Annotated in this window: 25 protein-coding genes; 13 read left to right on the top strand and 12 right to left on the bottom strand. The window is 73.3% G+C overall.

The genetic code is table 11. From position 1 onward, the window contains the following. Positions 1-207 precede the first annotated feature (207 nt). From ACZ3UD_RS35330 to ACZ3UD_RS35320, 3 genes are read right to left on the bottom strand one after another with little or no spacing between them, the layout of a single operon-like run. Positions 208-1,578 (bottom strand): MAB_1171c family putative transporter, encoded by a 1,371-nt coding sequence (locus tag ACZ3UD_RS35330; RefSeq protein WP_465597404.1) that lies wholly within the window; start codon positions 1,576-1,578, stop codon positions 208-210. Next, the gene (locus ACZ3UD_RS35325) at positions 1,575-2,144 is read right to left on the bottom strand and encodes a ParH-like protein (RefSeq protein ID WP_465597401.1); all 570 of its coding nucleotides are present in this window, start codon (positions 2,142-2,144) and stop codon (positions 1,575-1,577) included. Before ACZ3UD_RS35325 ends, ACZ3UD_RS35330 begins: the two co-directional genes overlap by 4 nt. 48 nt (positions 2,145-2,192) lie before the next feature. Continuing rightward, the gene (locus ACZ3UD_RS35320) at positions 2,193-2,696 is read right to left on the bottom strand and encodes an XRE family transcriptional regulator (protein ID WP_465597398.1); all 504 of its coding nucleotides are present in this window, start codon (positions 2,694-2,696) and stop codon (positions 2,193-2,195) included. 440 nt (positions 2,697-3,136) lie between these two features. Here ACZ3UD_RS35320 and ACZ3UD_RS35315 point away from each other — a divergent pair, with 440 nt between their 5' ends. Beyond that, on the top strand, positions 3,137-4,132 hold the full coding sequence (locus ACZ3UD_RS35315) for an aldo/keto reductase (RefSeq protein ID WP_465597394.1): 996 nt from the start codon (positions 3,137-3,139) through the stop codon (positions 4,130-4,132). A 65-nt stretch (positions 4,133-4,197) separates the two neighbouring features. After that, complete coding sequence (locus ACZ3UD_RS35310; RefSeq protein ID WP_465597391.1) at positions 4,198-4,449, top strand: hypothetical protein; 252 nt, start codon at positions 4,198-4,200, stop codon at positions 4,447-4,449. A 157-nt stretch (positions 4,450-4,606) separates the two neighbouring features. Here the strand turns inward: ACZ3UD_RS35310 and ACZ3UD_RS35305 are convergent, their stop codons facing one another. Both ACZ3UD_RS35305 and ACZ3UD_RS35300 read right to left on the bottom strand, forming a co-directional pair. Then, the gene (locus ACZ3UD_RS35305) at positions 4,607-4,819 is read right to left on the bottom strand and encodes a DUF397 domain-containing protein (RefSeq protein WP_465597388.1); all 213 of its coding nucleotides are present in this window, start codon (positions 4,817-4,819) and stop codon (positions 4,607-4,609) included. Next, complete coding sequence (locus tag ACZ3UD_RS35300) at positions 4,803-5,642, bottom strand: helix-turn-helix domain-containing protein (protein WP_465597385.1); 840 nt, start codon at positions 5,640-5,642, stop codon at positions 4,803-4,805. Before ACZ3UD_RS35300 ends, ACZ3UD_RS35305 begins: the two co-directional genes overlap by 17 nt. Before the next feature lie 118 nt (positions 5,643-5,760). Here ACZ3UD_RS35300 and ACZ3UD_RS35295 point away from each other — a divergent pair, with 118 nt between their 5' ends. From ACZ3UD_RS35295 to ACZ3UD_RS35280, 4 genes are all read left to right on the top strand, one after another. Continuing rightward, entirely contained in the window at positions 5,761-5,964 is a 204-nt protein-coding gene (locus tag ACZ3UD_RS35295; RefSeq protein WP_465597382.1) for a hypothetical protein, read from the top strand. Further along, on the top strand, positions 5,964-6,209 hold the full coding sequence (locus tag ACZ3UD_RS35290) for a hypothetical protein (RefSeq protein WP_465597379.1): 246 nt from the start codon (positions 5,964-5,966) through the stop codon (positions 6,207-6,209). Before ACZ3UD_RS35295 ends, ACZ3UD_RS35290 begins: the two co-directional genes overlap by 1 nt. A gap of 75 nt (positions 6,210-6,284) precedes the next feature. Continuing rightward, entirely contained in the window at positions 6,285-6,752 is a 468-nt protein-coding gene (locus ACZ3UD_RS35285; protein ID WP_465597376.1) for an NUDIX domain-containing protein, read from the top strand. A gap of 41 nt (positions 6,753-6,793) precedes the next feature. Further along, positions 6,794-7,588, top strand: a complete 795-nt coding sequence (locus tag ACZ3UD_RS35280; protein WP_465597373.1) for a DUF4253 domain-containing protein — start codon at positions 6,794-6,796, stop codon at positions 7,586-7,588. Positions 7,589-7,604: 16 nt separating this feature from the next. Here ACZ3UD_RS35280 and ACZ3UD_RS35275 read toward each other — a convergent pair whose 3' ends face one another. From ACZ3UD_RS35275 to ACZ3UD_RS35260, 4 genes are all read right to left on the bottom strand, one after another. Continuing rightward, positions 7,605-9,398: a glycoside hydrolase family 35 protein gene (locus tag ACZ3UD_RS35275; protein WP_465597370.1), complete on the bottom strand. Its 1,794-nt coding sequence runs from the start codon at positions 9,396-9,398 to the stop codon at positions 7,605-7,607. A 117-nt stretch (positions 9,399-9,515) separates the two neighbouring features. After that, a complete protein-coding gene (locus ACZ3UD_RS35270) occupies positions 9,516-10,295 on the bottom strand; it encodes an SDR family NAD(P)-dependent oxidoreductase (RefSeq protein WP_465597367.1) in 780 nt (259 codons plus the stop codon). Between the two features lie 537 nt (positions 10,296-10,832). Further along, positions 10,833-11,108, bottom strand: a complete 276-nt coding sequence (locus tag ACZ3UD_RS35265) for a hypothetical protein (RefSeq protein ID WP_465597364.1) — start codon at positions 11,106-11,108, stop codon at positions 10,833-10,835. Continuing rightward, positions 11,105-11,542, bottom strand: coding sequence for an ATP-binding protein (locus ACZ3UD_RS35260; RefSeq protein WP_465597361.1), 438 nt, complete (start codon positions 11,540-11,542; stop codon positions 11,105-11,107). Before ACZ3UD_RS35260 ends, ACZ3UD_RS35265 begins: the two co-directional genes overlap by 4 nt. Before the next feature lie 230 nt (positions 11,543-11,772). Here ACZ3UD_RS35260 and ACZ3UD_RS35255 point away from each other — a divergent pair, with 230 nt between their 5' ends. From ACZ3UD_RS35255 to ACZ3UD_RS35245, 3 genes are all read left to right on the top strand, one after another. Next, positions 11,773-12,642 (top strand): helix-turn-helix domain-containing protein, encoded by an 870-nt coding sequence (locus ACZ3UD_RS35255; protein WP_465597358.1) that lies wholly within the window; start codon positions 11,773-11,775, stop codon positions 12,640-12,642. Then, complete coding sequence (locus tag ACZ3UD_RS35250; protein ID WP_465597355.1) at positions 12,635-12,856, top strand: DUF397 domain-containing protein; 222 nt, start codon at positions 12,635-12,637, stop codon at positions 12,854-12,856. Before ACZ3UD_RS35255 ends, ACZ3UD_RS35250 begins: the two co-directional genes overlap by 8 nt. A gap of 221 nt (positions 12,857-13,077) precedes the next feature. Next, positions 13,078-13,404: a DUF1330 domain-containing protein gene (locus tag ACZ3UD_RS35245; RefSeq protein ID WP_465597352.1), complete on the top strand. Its 327-nt coding sequence runs from the start codon at positions 13,078-13,080 to the stop codon at positions 13,402-13,404. Positions 13,405-13,411: 7 nt separating this feature from the next. On the opposite strand, the gene ACZ3UD_RS35240 is transcribed toward ACZ3UD_RS35245, so the two are convergent. Beyond that, positions 13,412-14,356: an NAD-dependent epimerase/dehydratase family protein gene (locus tag ACZ3UD_RS35240; protein WP_465597349.1), complete on the bottom strand. Its 945-nt coding sequence runs from the start codon at positions 14,354-14,356 to the stop codon at positions 13,412-13,414. 153 nt (positions 14,357-14,509) lie between these two features. On the opposite strand from ACZ3UD_RS35240, the gene ACZ3UD_RS35235 reads away from it, so the two are divergent. After that, a complete protein-coding gene (locus ACZ3UD_RS35235; protein WP_465597346.1) occupies positions 14,510-15,838 on the top strand; it encodes an ALF repeat-containing protein in 1,329 nt (442 codons plus the stop codon). Positions 15,839-15,980: 142 nt separating this feature from the next. On the opposite strand, the gene ACZ3UD_RS35230 is transcribed toward ACZ3UD_RS35235, so the two are convergent. Continuing rightward, positions 15,981-16,136 carry a hypothetical protein gene (locus ACZ3UD_RS35230; RefSeq protein WP_465597458.1) on the bottom strand — a complete coding sequence of 52 codons (156 nt, stop codon included), beginning with the start codon at positions 16,134-16,136 and terminating at the stop codon, positions 15,981-15,983. A gap of 105 nt (positions 16,137-16,241) precedes the next feature. On the opposite strand from ACZ3UD_RS35230, the gene ACZ3UD_RS35225 reads away from it, so the two are divergent. Beyond that, positions 16,242-16,763, top strand: coding sequence for a peptidylprolyl isomerase (locus tag ACZ3UD_RS35225; RefSeq protein ID WP_465597343.1), 522 nt, complete (start codon positions 16,242-16,244; stop codon positions 16,761-16,763). A gap of 33 nt (positions 16,764-16,796) precedes the next feature. Continuing rightward, positions 16,797-17,225 carry a hypothetical protein gene (locus ACZ3UD_RS35220; protein ID WP_465597340.1) on the top strand — a complete coding sequence of 143 codons (429 nt, stop codon included), beginning with the start codon at positions 16,797-16,799 and terminating at the stop codon, positions 17,223-17,225. Positions 17,226-17,637: 412 nt separating this feature from the next. Here the strand turns inward: ACZ3UD_RS35220 and ACZ3UD_RS35215 are convergent, their stop codons facing one another. Continuing rightward, a complete protein-coding gene (locus ACZ3UD_RS35215) occupies positions 17,638-17,970 on the bottom strand; it encodes a cupin domain-containing protein (RefSeq protein ID WP_402949011.1) in 333 nt (110 codons plus the stop codon). Positions 17,971-18,042: 72 nt separating this feature from the next. On the opposite strand from ACZ3UD_RS35215, the gene ACZ3UD_RS35210 reads away from it, so the two are divergent. Next, entirely contained in the window at positions 18,043-18,918 is an 876-nt protein-coding gene (locus tag ACZ3UD_RS35210) for a DJ-1/PfpI family protein (RefSeq protein WP_465597337.1), read from the top strand. Positions 18,919-18,992 lie beyond the last annotated feature (74 nt).

Genomic DNA, 18,992 nt, shown 5'->3' with positions numbered 1-18,992 from the left:
GGGCCGCCGGGACCCCGGACGACCACGTCGGGTGCCGGAGGCCGTCAGTGGTCACCGAGATGCCCGACGCCTGACAGTCCGGACAAGGCCGCTACTCCAAAGCGCCGGACGATGCCCCCGGGCACCACCGCGAACAGGTACCACAGCGCCCCGCCGCCGCAGCCGTCACCGGCAGCACGGCCAGCAGGGCCGGTAGCCGACGGCGGCTCACCGCAGGGCCCCCTCGGCGCCGGCCCGCTCGTCCGCCCGGGCCCGGGCGCGGGCGCGGGTGCGGACCTCGGCGACGGCGGGGCAGGTGGCGTAGACGCGAGCCAGGTGGGCGAGGTGGTCGGCCTCGCCGTCCAGGGCGCGCGGCGGTTCGGCCTCCGTGACCGCCACCGACGGTGCGCCGCCCGGCGGCGGTGCGCCTTCCGGCCGGGCGGCGGGATGCGGGCCGGCGCCGGCCGCGGCGCGTTCCAGGGCGGCGGCCAGGGCCGCGGCCTCGGCGGTGGCGGCGGCGTGGGAGGAAGGCGGCGGGAAGCGCCGGGTGGCGAGCTCCAGCCACTCGGAGGTGCGCGGGTCCAGGTGCTGGCGCAGGATCAGCCGGGCGTCGTGGATCTCGATGATCCGCCGGTACAGCGCGAACTGCGGGTCGCGCAGGGGCAGCGGCAGGCGGCGGGCCGGGTCGAGGGCGATCTCGGGCAGCACGGTGTGCAGGTCGCGCCAGAGCGGGGCGAGCGCCCGGTAGCGGCGGTGGGCCCGCAGCCAGCCGCGCACCGCCCCCGACACGGCCGGCCACAGCGTGCTGCCCAGCCCGGCTGCGATCAGCGCCGCGCACAGCGCGCCCAGGACCGCGCACAGCGTGTCCTCGGGGCCGTCCTGGGCGCCGGTGGTGGCCGCGCGCAGCACGTCGTCCACGCTCCAGGCGTTCCACAGCAGTCCGGCCGCCAGCCCGCCGGTGAGCAGCCGCAGCCCGGTGCCCAGCCGGCCGGGCCCGGCGGTGCGGGCGCGCCGGAGCAGCTCGCGCAGCAGCGCGGTCAGGCACAGCGCGGTGTGGACCATGCCGACGACGGTGTAGCCGGCCAGCGCCAGGCGGGCGGACAGGGTGGGCGCGACGGTCAGGCTGCCGCCGGACAGCCGGGGCGCGGCGACGGCGATCAGCACCACCCGCAGGCCCAGCACCGCGCCCAGCAGCGCCAGCCGGGAGCGCACGGCGCGCCGGGCGGGCTCACCACGCAGAGGCTCACCGTGCAAGGCCTCACCGGGCAAGGGCTCGCCTCGTACGGGCCCGCCGGGCAGGGGATGCCCCGGCGCGGGTTCGGTCGTGCGCAGCGCCAGCGCGAGCAGCCGGATCGCCGCGGCCGCGCCGTCCCGCAGGGCGTCGCCGAGCACGATCGCCGCGATCGCGAGCACCGATACCCCGGCGTCCTGCACCGCCCGTACGGTCGGCGGGGCGAGCACCAGCAGGGCGGTGCCCAGCAGGGCCGTCCCGGAGCAGGTGTAGCGGGCGGCGGCGCGCGGGTTGATCCGGCTGCGGGCGAAGTGGGCGGCGCTGAGCACGAAGAACAGTCCGACCGGGTAGAGGGACAGTTCGCTCACGGCCGCCGCGCCTGCGGCCCGTCAACTGACAGCAGGAAGCCCAGCGCGTCCAGGGCGCCGGGCGAGCCCGGCAGGCCCGGCGACGGCGCGGGTCCGGGCGGCCCGGCCGCGTCCGCCCGCGCCGCCCGGCTCAGGATCAGCGAGGCCAGCAGCTCCGCCTCGCGCTCCTGCGGCTCGTCGTAACGGGTGCGCCCCAGCACCCGCCGCACCAGCGAGGGGGACAGGTGCGGCAGCAGCGCGGCGGCCGGGTCCAGCGGCGCGGAGCCGGCGTGGTCGAGCATCAGGTGGGCGATCTCGTGCACCAGGATGTGCCGCTGGTGCAGCGCGCCGGTGTCCGCCGCGTAGACGATGTAGTCCGCCTCCTGGGTGGAGACCAGCAGCCCGCACGGGGCGTGCGGGCGCGCCGGCACCGGCAGCAGCTCGATCGGCCGCCCGCGCCGCGCGGCCAGCCGCTCCAGCAGCACCGCCGGGTCGAACGGGCGCGGCAGCTCCACCTGTTCGGCGATCCGCCGGCAGCGCCGCAGCGTGGACCGGCGGCCCCGGCCACGCCGTAAGTCATCCCACAAGCCGAGCTCCCCTCCCAGCTCCCGTCCCTGCTCTTGTCGGAACGCTCCTCAGGGCGAGGGGCGCTTGCGCGCCGCGTCCCGGCGGGCGATGACGTCGACCAGCTCGCTGACGGTGTCCAGGCCCTCCGGCGACAGGCCCACCGCCCGCAGCGCCAGGCTGCGCACGCCGGCGTCGCGCAGCGCGCCCAGCAGCGCCAGCTCCTTGGCGATCTCGGCGCCCTGCCGCTCGTCGAAGAAGTAGGCGGGCGGGACCTGGAAGAACTGGGCCAGCGCCTCCAGGTGGCGCTTGGTCGGGTTGTCCCGACGCCCGGTGCGCAGCTGCCACAGGTAGGTGGTGGAGAAGGACTCCCCGGTCGCCTCACGGCAGGCCCGGGCCACCTCCTCGTTGGTGTACTGCTCGCGGTCGGGGCGGCGGACGGTGTGGAACAGCGCCTCGATCCGGGCCGAGAGCCCGCTCACCTCCCCGGGGCCGCCCGACTCCGCGGACCCGCCCTCCGGACCCTGCGGCCCCTGCGTCCGCACCTGAACGACGTCCCCCGTCGACTCCGCCATGCCCCACCTTCCTCGCTCCGGGCCCTCCGCGTCGCGATCCCGACGGACGGGGCAGGGCCGGCCAGGTCACGATAGCCGAAGGCCGTCAGCTGGCGTGGATCCGAAGATACCCACGATCAATACCAGTTGACTCGCGTAGCGTCGGCTGACATCCGGGAAAGCCGGCCCGCAGGCGCATCCGATCCATCCGTACTGACGAATCCTCACATCGATACGTGTCGCCGGCACTTGGCGTTCCCACCGGATTGTCCGAACGACCTCGGCGCCCCGGTGAAGTGGCCGACTCCCGCGAGACCGCGCGGCATCGACACCCCGAGCCCGCCCCTTCCGCACCGCCACGGCGCCGCCCGTACCACCCGGCCCACCGGGTAGGCCGGCCGACACCGGGGCACCGCTAAAGTCCAGGTGAGCACCCCCGAGCCCCCCGAGGAGACCCCGCCGTGCCGACCGAGTCCGCCACCGCCCCCGCCGCCCGCCCGCACACCGCGCGCCTGGGCCTGGGCACCGCGGCCGTCGGCCGGCCCGGGTACATCAACCTCGGGCGCGAGGCCGACCTGCCCGCCGAACGCACCGTCGAGGCGCTGCGCGAGCGCACCCACGCCCTGCTCGACGCCGCGTACGCGGCCGGGGTGCGCTACCTCGACACCGCCCGCTCCTACGGCCGCGCCGAGGAGTTCCTCGCCCAGTGGCTCACGAAGCGCCCCGAGGCGGCGGCCGAGGTGACCGTCGGCAGCAAGTGGGGCTACACCTACACAGCCGACTGGCACACCAGCGGGGTCGCCGCCCACGAGGTCAAGGAGCACTCGACGGAGGTGTTCGACCGCCAGATCCGCGAGACCCGCGCCCTGCTGGGCTCGCACCTGGACGTCTACCTGGTCCACTCGGTCACCCCCGACAGCCCCGCCCTCACCGACCCCGCCCTGCACGGGCGCCTGGCCGCCCTCGCCGCCGAGGGCGTGCGGGTGGGCCTGTCCACCAGCGGCCCCGCCCAGGCCGACGCCATCCGCCGGGCCCTCGACGTCACCGTGGCCGGCCGCCCGCTGTTCACCGCCGTCCAGGCCACCTGGAACCTGCTGGAGACCTCCGCCGCCCCCGCCCTCGCCGAGGTCCACCGGGCCGGCTGGCTGGTCGTGGTCAAGGAGGCCATGGCCAACGGCCGCCTGGCAGGCCGCAACGCCACCGGCCCCGACACCGCCGCCCTGCGCACCCTCGCCACCCGCACCGCCACCACCCCCGACGCCCTCGCCCTCGCCGCGGCCGCCGCCCAGCCCTGGGCCGACATCGTCCTGTCCGGCGCCGCCACCCTCGATCAGCTCACCTCCAACCTCGCCGCCGACGAGGTTGTGCTCACCCCGGAGGACCTCGCCACCCTCGCCACGATGGCCGAGCCCGCCGACACCTACTGGCGCACCCGGGCCTCCCTGCCCTGGGCCTGACCGCCCGTCGGCGCGGGACCGAAAACCCGTGGCGGCGGCCCCGGCACCTCCGGGACGCTCGGCCCATGGACGTGAACTTCGACGGGGTCACCCCCGTGCCACGGATGCTGCTGCTCAGCGAGTTCCTGCTCCACTCCGACTTCCACGTCGGACTGGACAAGCCGGTGTTCGTCGCGGCGGGCGACCGTCTCTCCTACGAGAAGGGCGAGGTGGTCGTGACCCACCCCACCGGCGAGCAGCAGAGACACCGGGTGGGCAACAGCTACTGGATCTGCAGCCGAGAGGGGAGCGGGATCGGCCTCGGCCTTCGGTGGTGACGAAGGACTTCTGGGCGGCGGATCGGAAGACGGGGAGTGCGAGGTCGGCGGGTCCGACTTCCTATGCGTGGGCGGGCCGGGGGAGTTGAACTTGTCGGAGAGGTAGAGAAGGCGCCGCCGCCCCGGGGGGCCGGGGCGGCGGGGCCGGGTGCTGGTGTCAGCGGGCGTCGAACTCGCCGGTGCGGACGGCGGTGACGAAGGACTGCCAGGCGGTGGAGGGGAAGACGAGGGCCGGGCCGCCCGGGTCCTTGGAGTCGCGGACGGGCATGACGCCGGTGAAGCCGTCGGCGACCTCGATGCAGCCGTTCTGCCCCCCGCTGTATGTGCTCTTTCGCCAACCAGCGTGGGTCAGGTCAACGTCCATCCTCATAGCCCTTCCGTACCGCACGGATCATCTCCATCGATGCGGCCTGATTCAGTGCCTCGATCTGCAGCCGATCGTAGCCCCTGAACAGTGGGAGAACAGTGTCGATAGCTCGATCCAGGTAGCCCCGGACCTCGGTCTCGCCGTATCCGAGCAACTTGCGATCCGGCATGGTCAGCAGCGTCACATGTGAGCTGAAGGGTCGCTCCTCGCCCAGGAGGAACGGGGCTACCTGAATGAGGACGTTCGGGTTCCTTGCCATCTGTTCAAGGTGCAGCAACTGCTCGATCATCACCTCCGCTCCTCCGACAGGTCGCCGCAGGCAGCTTTCGTCCAGAACCGCGTGGAGGACTGGTGGCGGGGTGCGGTTCAGGAGCTGTTGGCGTGTCATGAGGAAGCTGAGACGCTCCTCGGCCTGTTCGGCTGTGGCGTTGCCGCGTCGGACGTTGCCCGCTTCCCATGCGCTGGCGTAGGCCGGGGTTTGCAGCAGACCGGACATGATGTCGATCGAGAACAGCCTGACTTCGGCGGCGAGGTTCTCGTACTTGGCGTACTCGGGGAAGCCCGGCACCAACGCCGTGTGCTTGTGCTGCCAGTACATCAGCATCAAAGTCCCGCCTGTATCCAGGACTTCGTCCGCCTTGGTAGCAAATCTTTCGCTCGGCGGTCGGTGCGCAAGTTCGACGTAGGAGACGTACGACGCGCTGACCCCGCACTTGCGCGCGAGCTGCCCCTGAAGGAGGCCCTTCGCCTTGCGTGAGTTGCGGAGTTGGATGCCGAAAGGCGCCCACGGGGAGGACGACGGGTCAATCTCCTTGATGTTCACCATGACTGCTCCAACTCTTATGACCCCACGGGTCAAGTTGTATGGCGCTTCCAACGCTAGGCGACGCCGGGCCATCATGTGCACAGAACGTGAAACATCGATCGCGGAGGGTTCCATCCTCATGGCCCAAGACCAGGTTCCCCGTCTCCACGGCTACGGCGTCCTCTGGGACACCGGGGCCCGGTGCTACCGGGTGCGCAACGAGATGACGGGCCAGTGGCTGCGCAGCGCTGCCACCGGCGAGTTGGCCTCCTTCACCTTCTTCTCCGACGCCTGGAGCGCGTGGAAGGGCTTCGAGGTGCACAAGCGGCCGGGGGAGCAGTGATGCCCTCCACTCTCTCCCGCGCGACCGCCGAGCAGCGCCGGCAGGCCGCCGTCGTCCTGGACGACCTGACCACCGTCCTCGCCCTCGGCCGCGTCCAACTCCCCACCCTCGAAGTCGACTGGGCCAACGGGCGTCTGACGTGCGAGTACCTGCTCCACGTCACGGCCTGCCCGGTCGACCTCCTGCGGATCGTCGACCTGCTGCGCAAGGGGCTGCGCTACGAGCGCCTGACGCATGACGTCTGAACTCCTGGCCCGCCTGCTGTGGTGGGCGGGTTTCTCCCTCCTGCTCTTCGTCGCCTTCAGAAAGTGAACCGCCCGATGCGCGACCCCCGCCTGCTCGCCAAGCCGCCCGTGACCCGGCTCGGCTGCCTCGTCCTCGTCCGTAACCGGCGCGGCGACGTCCTGCTCGTGAACCCCGACTACATGGACGGGATGATCCTGCCGGGCGGCGCCGCGAAGCCGAACGAGCCCCCGCACCTGGCCGCCGCCCGCCACCTGCACACCGAGACCGGCCTCCGCCTGCGCCTGACCCACATCCTCGCCGTCGACTTCACCCCCGCCGACCGCTACCTGGAACGCCTCAACCTCGTCTTCGACGGCGGCACCGTCCGCGACGACACCCCCCTCACCGTCCCGCCCCAGCACAGGAGCGGCCTGCTCGGCGCCCGCTTCGTCCCCGTGCGCGAACTGCCCGACGTCATGGCCCCCGCCCAGGCCGCCCGCGTCACCGAGGGCCTCGCCAACCGCACGCTGCCCGTCCTCCTCCACGGACAGCGCGCGGCCTGACCGGCAGTCCCGTTGTCAGTCCCCGCCCCTACGGTGGGCGCATGACCTGGCCTTTCGACGTCGCCCCGCCCGCATCCCTGCCGCCCGGCCGTTCCGTCGTCGCCGACGAGGGCGGCGGGCAGGAGCCCCTGCTGTGGATCAGCGACGCCCCCGCCCCCGCCGGCCTGTGGGCGCAACTGCACCGCGCGCACGCGCAGAGCGGGCTGTGGCCGCTGCTGCTCAGCCCGCTGAACGACGCGGACCCGGACTTCCGGCCCTGGCTGTCCGGCGAGCTGGACCCGGGCTGCGCCTCCGACCCCGCCGAGCACGACCCGGCGGCCGTGCTGCGCGAGTGGTGGGAGCCTGGCGAGGAGATCGAACCCGGGTACATGGAAGAGGAGTTCGAGGCTCTCGCCCCCTACGGCGCGGCCTGGCCCGGCCTCGCGCCCGCCGCCACCGTCCCCGGCGGGGCGGCCGACGCCGAGGCACGGGGGCTGGCCGGGGTGCTGCAGTCCGTCAAGGACGTCCGGCTCGGCCTGGTGCGGGCCGCCAGCGGCGCCGAGGCGCTGGTGGCGTGCGGGTGGAGCGGCCCGCTCAACCACGAGAGCGACATCGCGAAGATCGCGGCCGTGCTCGCCGACTGGGAGCGCCGCTTCGGTGCCCAGGTCGTCGAAGTCGGCTTCGACACGCTGCAGTTGAGCGTGGCCGCACCGTCCGCGACTCTCGCTGAGGCGCTCCCGCTGGCCGCCGAGCATGCCGCCTTCTGCCCCGACCAGATCCACCAGGGCGCCGGCACCCTCACCGCCTACGCCGAGCAGCTGGTCGGCTCCCACCACTGGTTCTTCTGGTGGGACTGACCACCTCGCGCCGCCGTCAGTACTGGGCGCTGGGTGCGTCCGTGGTTGGCCCCAGGTCCGGCTGGTCGCGCAACTCCACCGCCTCGCCGTGGAGTTCGATTTCCAGCACGACCACCTCGTTGTCCCCGGCGCGCCACAGCGGCGCGGGGGCGTAGAGGGTGCGCTGCGGCCCCTGCGCCCGGTAGCGGCCGAGCAGGAAGCCGTTGACCCACAGCAGCCCGCGCCCCCAGCCGGGCAGGGCGAGGAACGCGTCGGCGGGGGAGTCCAGTCGGGCCGTGAACCGATGGAACACCGGCTCCCCGTCAGCCGCTTCGGCCTCGTCCGAGAAGCGCAGCGCGGACAGGTCGGCCAGCGGCAGCGGCCGGATCTGCCAGCCGAACAGCCGCTGGTGCCCGTGCGAGACGCCACGCGTGATGCCCTTGCGGTCGTCCATCTGCGGCCCGTAGTTCACCCGCCCCAGCGCCTCGACCAGGATGTCCAGCTGCACCCCGCCCTCCCCGACGGCCAGTGGCAACGCCGCGCCGGGGGAGTTGCGGTCCAGCGTCCCGAGCGGGCGCCCGTCGGCGAACACCTGCGCCCGGTCGGCCAACCCGTCGATGCGCAGCGGAAGTTCGGGGCGCGGCCCGGGTACGCGGGTGCGGTAGTGGATCAGGCCGCGGTCCTGGCCGAGGGTCTCCATCGGCAGCGGCGCCGCCCGCTCCACTGGGTGCGACAGTGCGTCCAGGTTCGCCGACAGCGCGGCCCGTCCCTGGGCGGGCGCCAGTCGCTGCGGGGCCACCCGCGGCGGCGCGGGCGGCAGTTCGCCCTCGTCCGGCAGGTCCAGATGGCGGCCGATCACCTCGCGCAGCGCGTGGAACTTCTCGGTCAGCTCGCCCGCCTCGCCGATCGGCGCGTCGTAGTCGTAGCTGGTGACGGTCGGCTCGTAGCCGGCGTCGTATGGGTGGGCGCCGGAGTGGTTGGCGCCGGACCACAGGCCGAAGCTGGTGCCGCCGTGCGCCATGTAGAGGTTCACGGAGGCTCCGGTGGCCAGCAGTTCGTCCAGCGCGGCGGCGGTCTCCTTCGGGTCGCGGACGTGGTGCGGGCGGCCCCACTGGTCGAACCAGCCGATCCAGAACTCCATCGCCGCCAGCGGCCCGTCCGCCTGGTGGCGGCGCAGCAGCGCGAGGCGCTCGGGGGCGCGCGAGCCGAAGGTCGCGGTGGCCAGGTGCCCGGGGATCGCGCCGCCCTGCTGCATGGTGTCGTGGGCGCCGTCGGCGGTGAACAGCAGGCAGTCCACCCCGCGCCGTACCAGGCCGTCGCGCAGGTGGCGCAGGTAGGCGGCGTCGTCGCCGTAACTGCCGTACTCGTTCTCCACCTGCACCGCCACCACCGGCCCGCCCCGGCTTGCCAGCAGCGGCAGCAGCTCGGGCGCCAGCGCGTCGAACCAGCCGTCCACCTCGGCCAGGTACGCCGGGTCCGCGCACCGCAGTCGCAGCCCGTCCACCGCGAGCAGCCGGGCCGGCAGCCCGCCGAACTCCCACTCGGCGCAGATGTACGGGCCCGGGCGCAGGATTACGTCCAGCCCCAACTCCCCGGCCAGGCGCGCGAACCGCCCCACATCGCGCCATCCGGTGAAGTCCACCTCCCCGGCCCGCAGTTCGTGGAAGTTCCACGGCACGTACGTGTCCACCGTGTTCACTCCCAGCGCCCGCACCCGCCGCAGCCGGTCCTCCCACAGATCGGGATGCACCCGGAAGTAGTGCACCGCCCCGGCCACTACCCGGTGTGGTACCCCGTCCCGCAGGAACCCGCTCCCGTCGAACCCCAGCACGTGCAGCCCGCCTTCCCTTCGGAGACCTCCGGCACCACCCGAGCCTAGACGAGTGGATCCGAAGTTCCGCTCCGCCCAGTCCGACGTCAACGCCCTGGTACTTGACCGGGCGGCGGATCAGCCGCCCGTGATGGGGCCGAGGTAGGTACCGCCGGAGACATCGATGATCTGGCCGGTCACCCAGCGCCCCTGCGGACCCGCCAGGAAGCCCACCACATCCGCGACGTCCTCCGGCTCGCCGATCCGTCCGAGCGCGGTGATCGACTCAAGTCCGGCCATCGCCTCGGGAGCGCCGGTCCACCTGGCGGTCATGTCGGTCAGCACCACCCCGGGTTCGACCGTGTTCACCGTGATCCCGCGCCGACCCAGTTCGTTGGCGAGCGACGGGCTGAGGGCGGCCAGCGCGGCCTTGGTGACGGTGTAGCCGATCTGGAGGGGATTCGCGATCCGGGTGGCCGCCGAGCCCACGTTGACGATCCGTCCGCCCTCCCGCAGCAGGGGCAGCGCCCGCTGGACCACGAAGACCGGCGTGCTCACGTTGACCGCCAGAAGCCGCTCCCACTCCTGCTCGGTGAGCTGCCCGATCGAACTGACCGAGTGGATGCCCGCATTGTTGACCAGGATGTCCAGGCCGTCCGCGCCGTGCTCCGCCAGCCCGGCGGTGAGCCCCTCGAACAACGAGTCCACCGCACCGCTCTCGCCGAACCTGGCCCGCACCGCGAACGCCCGGCCGCCGGCCTTGCCGATCAGCGCCACGGTCTGCGCGGCGGCCGCGTCGTTGCCGCCGTAGTGGACCGCGACCAGCGCCCCCTCGCGGGCGAGCCGGAGGGCGACCGCGCGCCCGATCCCGCGCGAGCCGCCTGTCACCAGTGCGGTCCTGCCGTCCAGTTCCCCCACGATCGTCTCTCCCCTCGTGGTGCCCGGCCGAATCCGGGACCGATCCCACGTACATCCGAAGTGCCGCGCTGCCCAAGGGACGAAGGTGTCCGAGACCCGTGCGTGACGACCGATCCGAACACCCTCTTGACCGCACTGTACGTGAAGACCGAGTGCGCCACGAGGCTCTGTTGTTGTACCGAATGGGGTGGAAGACCTTCATCTCCCTTCCGCCGTAGCGGTGGGGTGAGGCAGCCGGACCCGGGAGTCGCCGGGGAGGGTGGGAGCAGCCTCGACAAAGTCGCGACGGTCCAGGACTGCCGGATGGATCGGGTGCGGTGAGCGAGACGGGAACCGCCGACACCGCGCCCGCCGACTCCTACGGGCATGGCCGAGTTCCTTCACGGAGTGGTCTCCGGCGGGATCAGCCCGAGCCCCATCGGTGCCGTCGTCACCTGGGGCGAGCAACCGCCCCGCTTCGTCCACTAGCGGGCCGAGTAGCAGCGGACTTGGCTTTCCGTCCCCGCCCGGCGTGAATGCCGGGCGGGGACGGGCGGTTCAGGGGTGGTGGGTGGTGATGGTGATCGGGTGGGCGGTCCAGTCGGTCATGCCGCCGACGTAGAGGGTGGTGCTCCAGCTGCCGCCCCGGGCCAGGCAACGGGCGACGCCCTGGCCGCCGCCGGGGCCGATGCAGATCCGGATGAAGTCCCGGTGTGCCTCCCGGACGGGGAGTTCGCGGACGCGTTCCCAGAGGACGGGCAGGGCGTGGTCGAGGCCGGGGAAGAGGGCGGGCACCATGATGCCCGTGATTTCGGCCCGGACGGCGGTGGTCACGCGACGGCCTCCCCGGGGGTGATGTGGCACCAGACGAACTTGCCGATGCCGCCCTCGCGCGGGGAACAGCCCCAGCTCCGGGCCAACTCGTGGACGAGGAGCAGGCCCCGGCCGGTCTCGTCGGAAGCGGCGCCTTCGCGGAGCGCGGGCTTCTCGCTGTCGGCGTCGTGCACCTCGATGCGGAGGGTGTCGTCCGGGGTGAGGTGGAAGTGGACGTGGATCAGGCGGTCGCGCGGGACCCGGGCGTGCTGGACGGCGTTGGTCACCAACTCGCTGACGAGCAACTCGCCGGTTGGGAGGAGGAGTTCGCCGACCGGGAAGGGAGCGAGGAAGTCGCGGAGCCGCTGACGGGCGACGCCGGGGGAGGTCCGGCACCGGGGCAGCCGGTAGGCCTTCTCGGTGGGGGCGGGACGGGGCGAGTCGGTTTCAGGCATGGCGGAGCCACCTCCGGAGTGTGCGGGGTGAAGACGGCTGAGGAAGGCATGGGAATGCCCGGAGTGATGAGCCCGCCATGATCACGGTGTGTGGCAGTACTCACTACGTTGAGTAGCATGCTCCTGGGAACTTCTAAAGTGCAAGTCCCTACTTTGGAAGTGATCAAAGATTGTTGTCGCGCGCAGAGGGCGGCAGACTGGCACCGCACACACCACTGGGAGGTCAGCGCGTGCCCGTGAACAGGAACCCGACTGTCCGGCAGCGGCGGCTCGCTCGAACGCTCAAGGAGATGCGGGTTGCTGCGCAGATGACGATCGCTCAATCGGCAAGGCAGCTGGCCTGCGCCGAGAGCAAGATCAGTCGCATCGAGGCCGCACAATCCGGGATCCGGATCGTGGACCTCCGACTGCTGCTCGACTACTACGGAGTGACGGATCAAGCCACGCGTAGCCAGCTGGAGGACTTGTCGCGGGACGGACGCCTGCGCGGCTGGTGGGACAGGTACTCCGACACGTTGTCGCCGCTGTATGCCGACTACATCTCATTGGAGGCCGATGCCTCCGACGCCTACAGCGTGGAGACATTCCTGATTCCAGGCCTCCTGCAGACCGAGGACTACACCCGGGCTGTCGTGCGGGCGCAGATAGAGGACGCCAGCGTGGAGCAGGTGGAGCGGCTGACAAAGGTCCGGCTGGAGCGGCGGGCAGTGCTGACGCGCGAATCTCCGCTCAGGCTGTGGGTCGTGCTGTCGGAGTCCGTCCTGAGGCATCAGATCGGTGGACGGGCGGTGATGCGGGAGCAGCTCGACTACCTGGTCGCCATGGCTGACCGGCCGAACGTCAACGTCCAGGTGCTGCCCGAGGATTCGGACGTTCACGCCGCGTTGTTCGGGCCGCTCGTCATCCTGAGCTTTCCCGAGAGCGCAGAGACGGATGTGGTGTACGTGGACAGCCTCCTCAGCACGCTCTACATCGAGGAGCCGGGAGAGGTGTTCAAGTACTCCAACCTGTTCCGCAGAGCGCTGGCCGAGGCTCTGCCACGCAAGGAATCAATCGCGCTCATCGAGCGCATCGCGAAAGGAAAGCACAGCGATGAGTAGCATCCCCCAGGGTGCGGCCGATGCTGACCTCGTCTGGCGAAAGTCGTCATTCTCGGGCGCGCAGAGCAACTGTGTGGAGATCGCCGCCGGAATCAAGGATGTCGTGCCGGTGCGTGACTCCAAGGACCCCGATGGCCCCGTGCTGCTGTTCCCCGCTGACGTCTGGTCCTCGTTCCTCGCAGGGGTCAAGGGCGGGGAGTTTCCGGCTGGCTGAAGCAACAGGGGTGCCCCGCACGGGCTGTGCCCGTGCGGGGCTTTCGCCTGCTGCGCCGGGGCGAGTCCAGGGTCGGGAGGTGGTCGGCCAGGAGGAGGGCGCCCGCTCCCGGCTCCTACGTCACCCCTACCGATACGCGACTGATTCGGCCCCTACTCCCCGCGCCCTACTGTCGGAGACGTCAGACGGAAACACCCACGACGAACCCCGCAGGAGCAGCCATGACCGCCTACGCGATCGCCCAGGTCCACTCGGTGGAGTTCGGCCCCGACATCGTCGAGTACCTGGAGCGTATCGACGCCACCCTCGACGCCTTCGGCGGCCGCTTCATCGTCCACGGCGGCGCGTACGAGACGGTGGAGGGCCGTTGGGGTTCGGGCGGCACGATCGTGATCGAGTTCCCCGACGTCGAGCGGGCCCGCGCCTGGTGGGACTCGCCCGCCTACCGAGAGATCCTGCCGCTGCGCACCCGGCACATGGTCGCCGACATCATCCTGATCGAGGGCGTGCCGGCCGGATACCGCGGGGCGGACGCGCTCAAGCACTGATGTGTCGTCAGGGCTCCAGCCGCTCGCGCCACCAGCCGACCGTCGCCGCGAGCTGCTCCGCCAGCGGCGTGGCCCGGACGGTGAACTCCGCCTGGTACGCGGAGGCGTCCACGGTGAACGGGCGGTCGAACTGGTAGCGGACCTCGCGCAGTTCGCGCAGCAGCGGGGAGAACAGCCCGGCCGCGCCCAGCAGGACGGGGGACAGGCGGCGCACCGCGACGGGGCCGGTGCCGGCCTCGGTGGCCAGGCGATCGACCATCGCGCGCACCGACAGGGCGGGGGCGGTGGGCACGTGCCAGGCCCGGCCCCAGGCGCGTTCCTCGCCCGCGACCTCGGCCAGCGCCCGGGCCACGTCGGGCAGGTAGGTCCAGCTGTGCGGGGTGTCCGGGTCGCCGAGCGCCGCGACCGCACGGCCCTTCAGCAGGGCCGGCATCGCCCGGGCGGCCAGGTGGCCGCCGTCGGTGACGCCCGGTCCGAAGAAGTCCGAGGCCCGCACCTCCACGGCCCGGATCCGCCCGGCCTCGTGCAGCGCCCGAGCCTGCTCCCAGGCCGCCGCCCGCACCCGCCCCTTGGGGCCGGTCGCGGCCAGCGGCAGGTCCTCGGTCATCGCACGCTCGACCGGGCCGTAGCCGTACAGGTTGCCGAGCATGACCAGCACCGCGCCGCTGTCCTCGGCCGCCGCGCACAGTGCGGAGTTGAGGGCGGGCCAGCGCTCGGTCCACTGCGGCAGCGGCGGGGCGGCGCAGCCGTAGATCGCGGCGGCGCCGCGGGCGGCCTGCGCCAGCCCGGCGGGGTCGCTCGCGTCGAGCGCGAGGTGTTCGACGCCCTCGGCGGTCTGCCCGGCGGGGCGCCCGGTGCGGGTGACGACCCGGACCCGGTGGCCCTGTTCGGCCAGCAGGCGGGCGGTGGCGGCCCCGGCGGGCCCGTGTCCGACGACCAGATGGAAGCTCATCCGCCCCACCCTAGCGGCGTACTTGACCAGGCGGGACACGCCTTCGGCGGGTCCGGCGGATGCGGGCAAATATCTGGTATGGCAAAAGCAAAAGAGGATCTATGCTGTGGGGCGTTCATGATCCCTTCACATTGAAGAAGCAGGTTCCGCTGTATGAAGCTGCCCCGGGTGTCCGCCGTCGTCGCGGCCGCCGTCCTGGCCCCCGCCGTGCTGTTCCCCTCGACGGCCTCGGCCGCCGACGCCCCCCAGCCGGCCGGCGTCTCCGGCCCTGACACCGCCTCGGGTTCCGCGCCGGACGCCGCCCCCGCCGAGGGCACCGACGGTCAGGAGCAGCGCGACCGCGCCGAGATCCAGCGGATCCTCGCGGACAAGGAGACCGGTCGCGGGGTGCGCGAGGCCGGCGAGAAGGCCCTCAAGGGCGGTGCGGCCGAGATGCGGCACTTCCTGGAGGTCGATCTGGCCAAGCAGCGCGGCGACGACATCCGGGTGAAGGTGTCCCAGATCATGGCCTCCGGCGGCCCGGCCGTGCGCGCGGCGGCCGGCAAGGCGCTGGACGGCGGCGACGCGGCCATCGCGCAGTTCCTCAAGGAGGGCTGGCCCGCCGCCCAGGCCGAGGACCAGGACCGCGCCGAGATCCAGCGGATCCTCGCGGACAAGGAGACCGGTCGCGGGGTGCGCGAGGCCGGCGAGAAGGCCCTCAAGGGCACCGCCGCCGAGATGCGGCACTTCCTGGAGACCGAGCTGCCCCAGCAGCGCGCCAGCGACAACCGGGTGAAGGTCGCCCAGCTCATCGCCTCCGGCGGCCGCGCCGTGCGCGAGGGGGCCATCAAGGCGATGGACGGCAGCGACGAGGCCATCACGAAGTTCCTCAAGGAGGGCTGGCCCGCCGCCCAGGCCGAGGACGACCGCGTCGCGGTGCTGGTCATCCTGGCCGACAAGAATACCGGCCGGCACACCGTCGAGGCCGCCCAGAAGGCGCTCAACGGCTCCCCGGCCGACGTGGCCCACTTCCTGCAGGTCGAGCTGCCCAAGCTGCGCTCCGACGACAACCGGGTGAAGGTCGCCCAGCTGATGTCCTCCGGCGGCCCGGCCGTGCGCGAGGCGGCGGGCAAGGCGATGGACGGCAGCGACGCCGACATCCTGGCCTTCCTCAACGAGGGCTGGGCCAAGGCCCGCGCCCTGGACGAGGCCGCCGCGAACAAGCCCGCCGACAAGCCGGCCGGGCAGCAGAACCAGGGCGCCCAGCAGCCGCAGACCGTCCAGCCGGCCGCCCTGACCGAGACCACCACCACCGCCACCACCGGCTCCGGTACCGCCGCCACGGGTACGGGTACGGGCGCCGAGGCCACCGCCACCCGCACCGGCACGCTCGCCGCCACCGGCACCGACGGGCTCGGCTGGGAGGCCGGCGGCGCCGCCGCGGCCCTCGCCGCCGGGGCCGCGCTGGTCGCGATCTCCCGTCGCCGCTCCGCCGAGAGCTGACACCCCGTACCTCCCCGGCCGTCGCCGCCGTCACGGCGACGGCCGGGGATACGCGTGTCTCAGCCGCCGGGCCGCTCAGTCCCCGCCCCCGCCGCCGCCGTTCATGCCCCGATGCCGCCTGCGCCGGCGGCGCTGACTGCGCTCAAAGCGCCCGCAGCGCCTCTCCCGCGCCGAGCGTGACGGCCGCGACCGCGCGCACCCAGCGCGGCCCGCCGCGCTCGGCCCACACCACGCAGCCGCACCCGGCGACGACCAGCACCAGCAGCGCGACCAGTACCGCACCGACCATCGCGGTCACCCCTTTCCCCTTCCGGCCCACCCGGTTCGGGCGCGAACCCCTCACTGTGCCAGGATGCCCATCCGAAAGCCCTGATGATCGACTGAACGACCCGAGGAGTCACCCGTGGCCACTGCCCGGTTCGCCACCCTGCACACCACGGCCGGCCCGATCCGGCTGGAACTGTTCCCGTTCCACGCGCCGAAGACGGTCCGCAACTTCGTCGAACTCGCCGACGGCACCCGGGAGTACACCGACCCGCGCACCGGCGAGCCGGGCAGCGGCCCGTACTACGACGGCACCCTGTTCCACCGGGTGATCGCTGGCTTCATGATCCAGGGCGGGGACCCGACCGGCACCGGCACCGGCGGCCCCGGCTACGCCTTCGCGGACGAGTTCCACCCGGAGCTGTTCTTCACCAAGCCCTACCTGCTGGCGATGGCCAACTCCGGCCCGGGCACCAACGGTTCGCAGTTCTTCATCACGGTGGGCACCCCCACCCACCTCAACCGCCGCCACACCATCTTCGGCCAGGTCGCCGACGCCTCCTCCAAGGCCGTCGTCGACGCGATCGCCGCCGCGCCCACCGAGGACGACCGCCCGGTCGAGGACGTGGTCATCACCTCGGTCGAGATCACCTACTCCTGACCGGCCCATCGGAGCCGTGACGGACCCCGGCCGATGACGGCCTTCCCGCCCCGCCCGGTGCGCGGCGTGCGGGCCCGCTACGTGTTCCAGACGGCCTGCCCGAGCGATGTCGCGGACGCCACGGTGGACTTCGAGCCGTGGGAGGAGGGCGTGCACCTGGAGGCCGCCGCCGGCGCGACCGTGCGCGGCGACCCGACGCCGGAGGAACTCGCCCGCTACCACGCCGCGCTGACCGAGGGCGTGAGCGCGGAGCCGGCCGAGCAACTGCCCGGCGTCCCCGTGGCGTTGGCGCCGGTCGTGCACCACACCGTCGTGCACGACGTGGACACCAGCGAGCACTCCTACCGCAAGGCCGGGCGCCTGGCCGTGCGCGAGGTCCTCGCGCACCTGGGAATGCCCGCGGACGGGCAGACGCCGAGCCGCCGCCCGCCCGAGCGCGCGCGGCGGCAGGACGGGAGCTGACGGCTTGGAGGCGCGGGGCCCCCGGGTGGGCCCCGCCGCCCCCCCCCAGCCCCCCCGCGGGGCCCCCACCCCGCTGCCCGGCGGGCGCCCGGGCGCCCCCCCGGGGCGGCGCCCCCGGCGGGGGGGGGGGCAGGGGGGGGCCGTGGGGGGCGGGCCCCCGGCCCCCCGGGGGCGCCCCGCGCCTCCACCCTCCTCACCCGCCTCGGCGCCACGACCCGCTTCCCGGCGGGCATCCAGGCCGCCCGCCGGGGCCGGCTCCGACGAGCACGCGAGCGGGGCCGCGGAGCGGATCACCCCGCGGCCCCGCCGCCTCTACCACCGGTGACGCGTGCCCAGCCGCCGTCCGGGCGGACGGCGGCTCGACGCGGCCGGTCCGGCGGGAGGTCACGGGCACACCCGAGGCCGGCCCCCGTCAGGCGGAGCCCAGGGTGATCCCGAGCATCCGCGCACCGGTCTCGGTGCGCGGCCGGTGGCTGCTGCCCGGCGCGAACACCACGTAACTGCCCGCCGGGTGTCGCTCGTCCCCCTCGATCACCTCGCCGCTGAGCACGTAGTAGCGCTCCTCGGTGTGGTGCACGTCCACCTCCGGCCACTGGCTGCCCGGCGCGAAGTCGATCAGCCAGCCGCGCGCGTACCCGGTGGCCGTCAGCCGCCGCCGCACGATCCCCGGCCCCACCTCGACCGGCTCCACGTCCTCGGCCAGCAGCGTCGTCTTCAACCCGTCGTTCCCGTCGTTCTCGCTCATGCCCCCCACTGTGGCCGCCGCCGCACCCACCGCCCCAGAGTCCTGAAAGACATCCTCGGGTACATTCCCGCCATGGAAGCCTCCGCCGCGAACCCGGCCCGCCACCGCGTGGTGGCCCTGCTCGGCGCGCCCCAGGCGCCCTTCGAACTCGCCTGCGCCGCCGAGGCCTTCGGCACCGAACGCGCCGGACTGCGCTCCCACTACGACTTCACCCTGTGCACCCCGACCCCCGGCCCGGTGCCGACCACCCTCGGCGTCCCGCTGCTGGTCGACGCGGGCCTGGAGGCGCTGGAACGGGCCGACACCGTGGTCGTCCCCGGCTGGCAGCCGCCCGGCTCCCCGGTGCCGCCCGCCGTCCTGGACGCGCTGCGCGCAGCCCACGCCCGCGGCGCCCGGATCGTGTCCATCTGCACCGGCGCCTTCGTCCTGGCCCAGGCCGGACTGCTGGACGGGCGCCGCGCCACCACCCACTGGGCCCGCACCGCCCAACTCGCCGCCGAGTACCCGGCCCTGACGGTCGACCGGGACGTGCTGTACGTCGACCACGGCGACGTCGCCACCAGCGCCGGCTCCGGCGCGGGCGTCGACCTGTGCCTGCACCTGCTGCGCCGCGACCACGGCGCGGCCTACGCCGCCCAGGTCGCCCGGCACATGGTGCTTCCCCCGCACCGCGAGGGCAGCCAGCTGCAGTACGCCGCCGTCCCGGCGCCCGCCCGGGCGGACGAGTCGCTGGCCCCGCTGCTGGAGTGGGCCGAGGAGCGCCTGGGGGAGCGGCTGGCCGTGGAGGACCTCGCCGCCCGCGCCGGGCTCTCCGGGCGCACCCTGGCCCGGCACTTCGCCGAGCAGCTGGGCACCAGCCCCGGCCAGTGGCTGCTGGCCCGGCGCGTCGACGCCGCCCGGGTGCTGCTGGAGCAGACCGACCTTCCGTTGACATCCTCCCCCGGCTAAAGCCGGGGGATTCCAACACCGGTGGGGTGTTGAGGTTCACGGACACTCGCACGCTTGCGCGTGGTTGTCCCTCC

It is taken from the genome of Kitasatospora sp. NPDC023118 (assembly GCF_055560875.1).
Note: the sequence above shows the minus strand (reverse complement) of the source record. Positions and strands in the feature narration are given on the sequence as shown.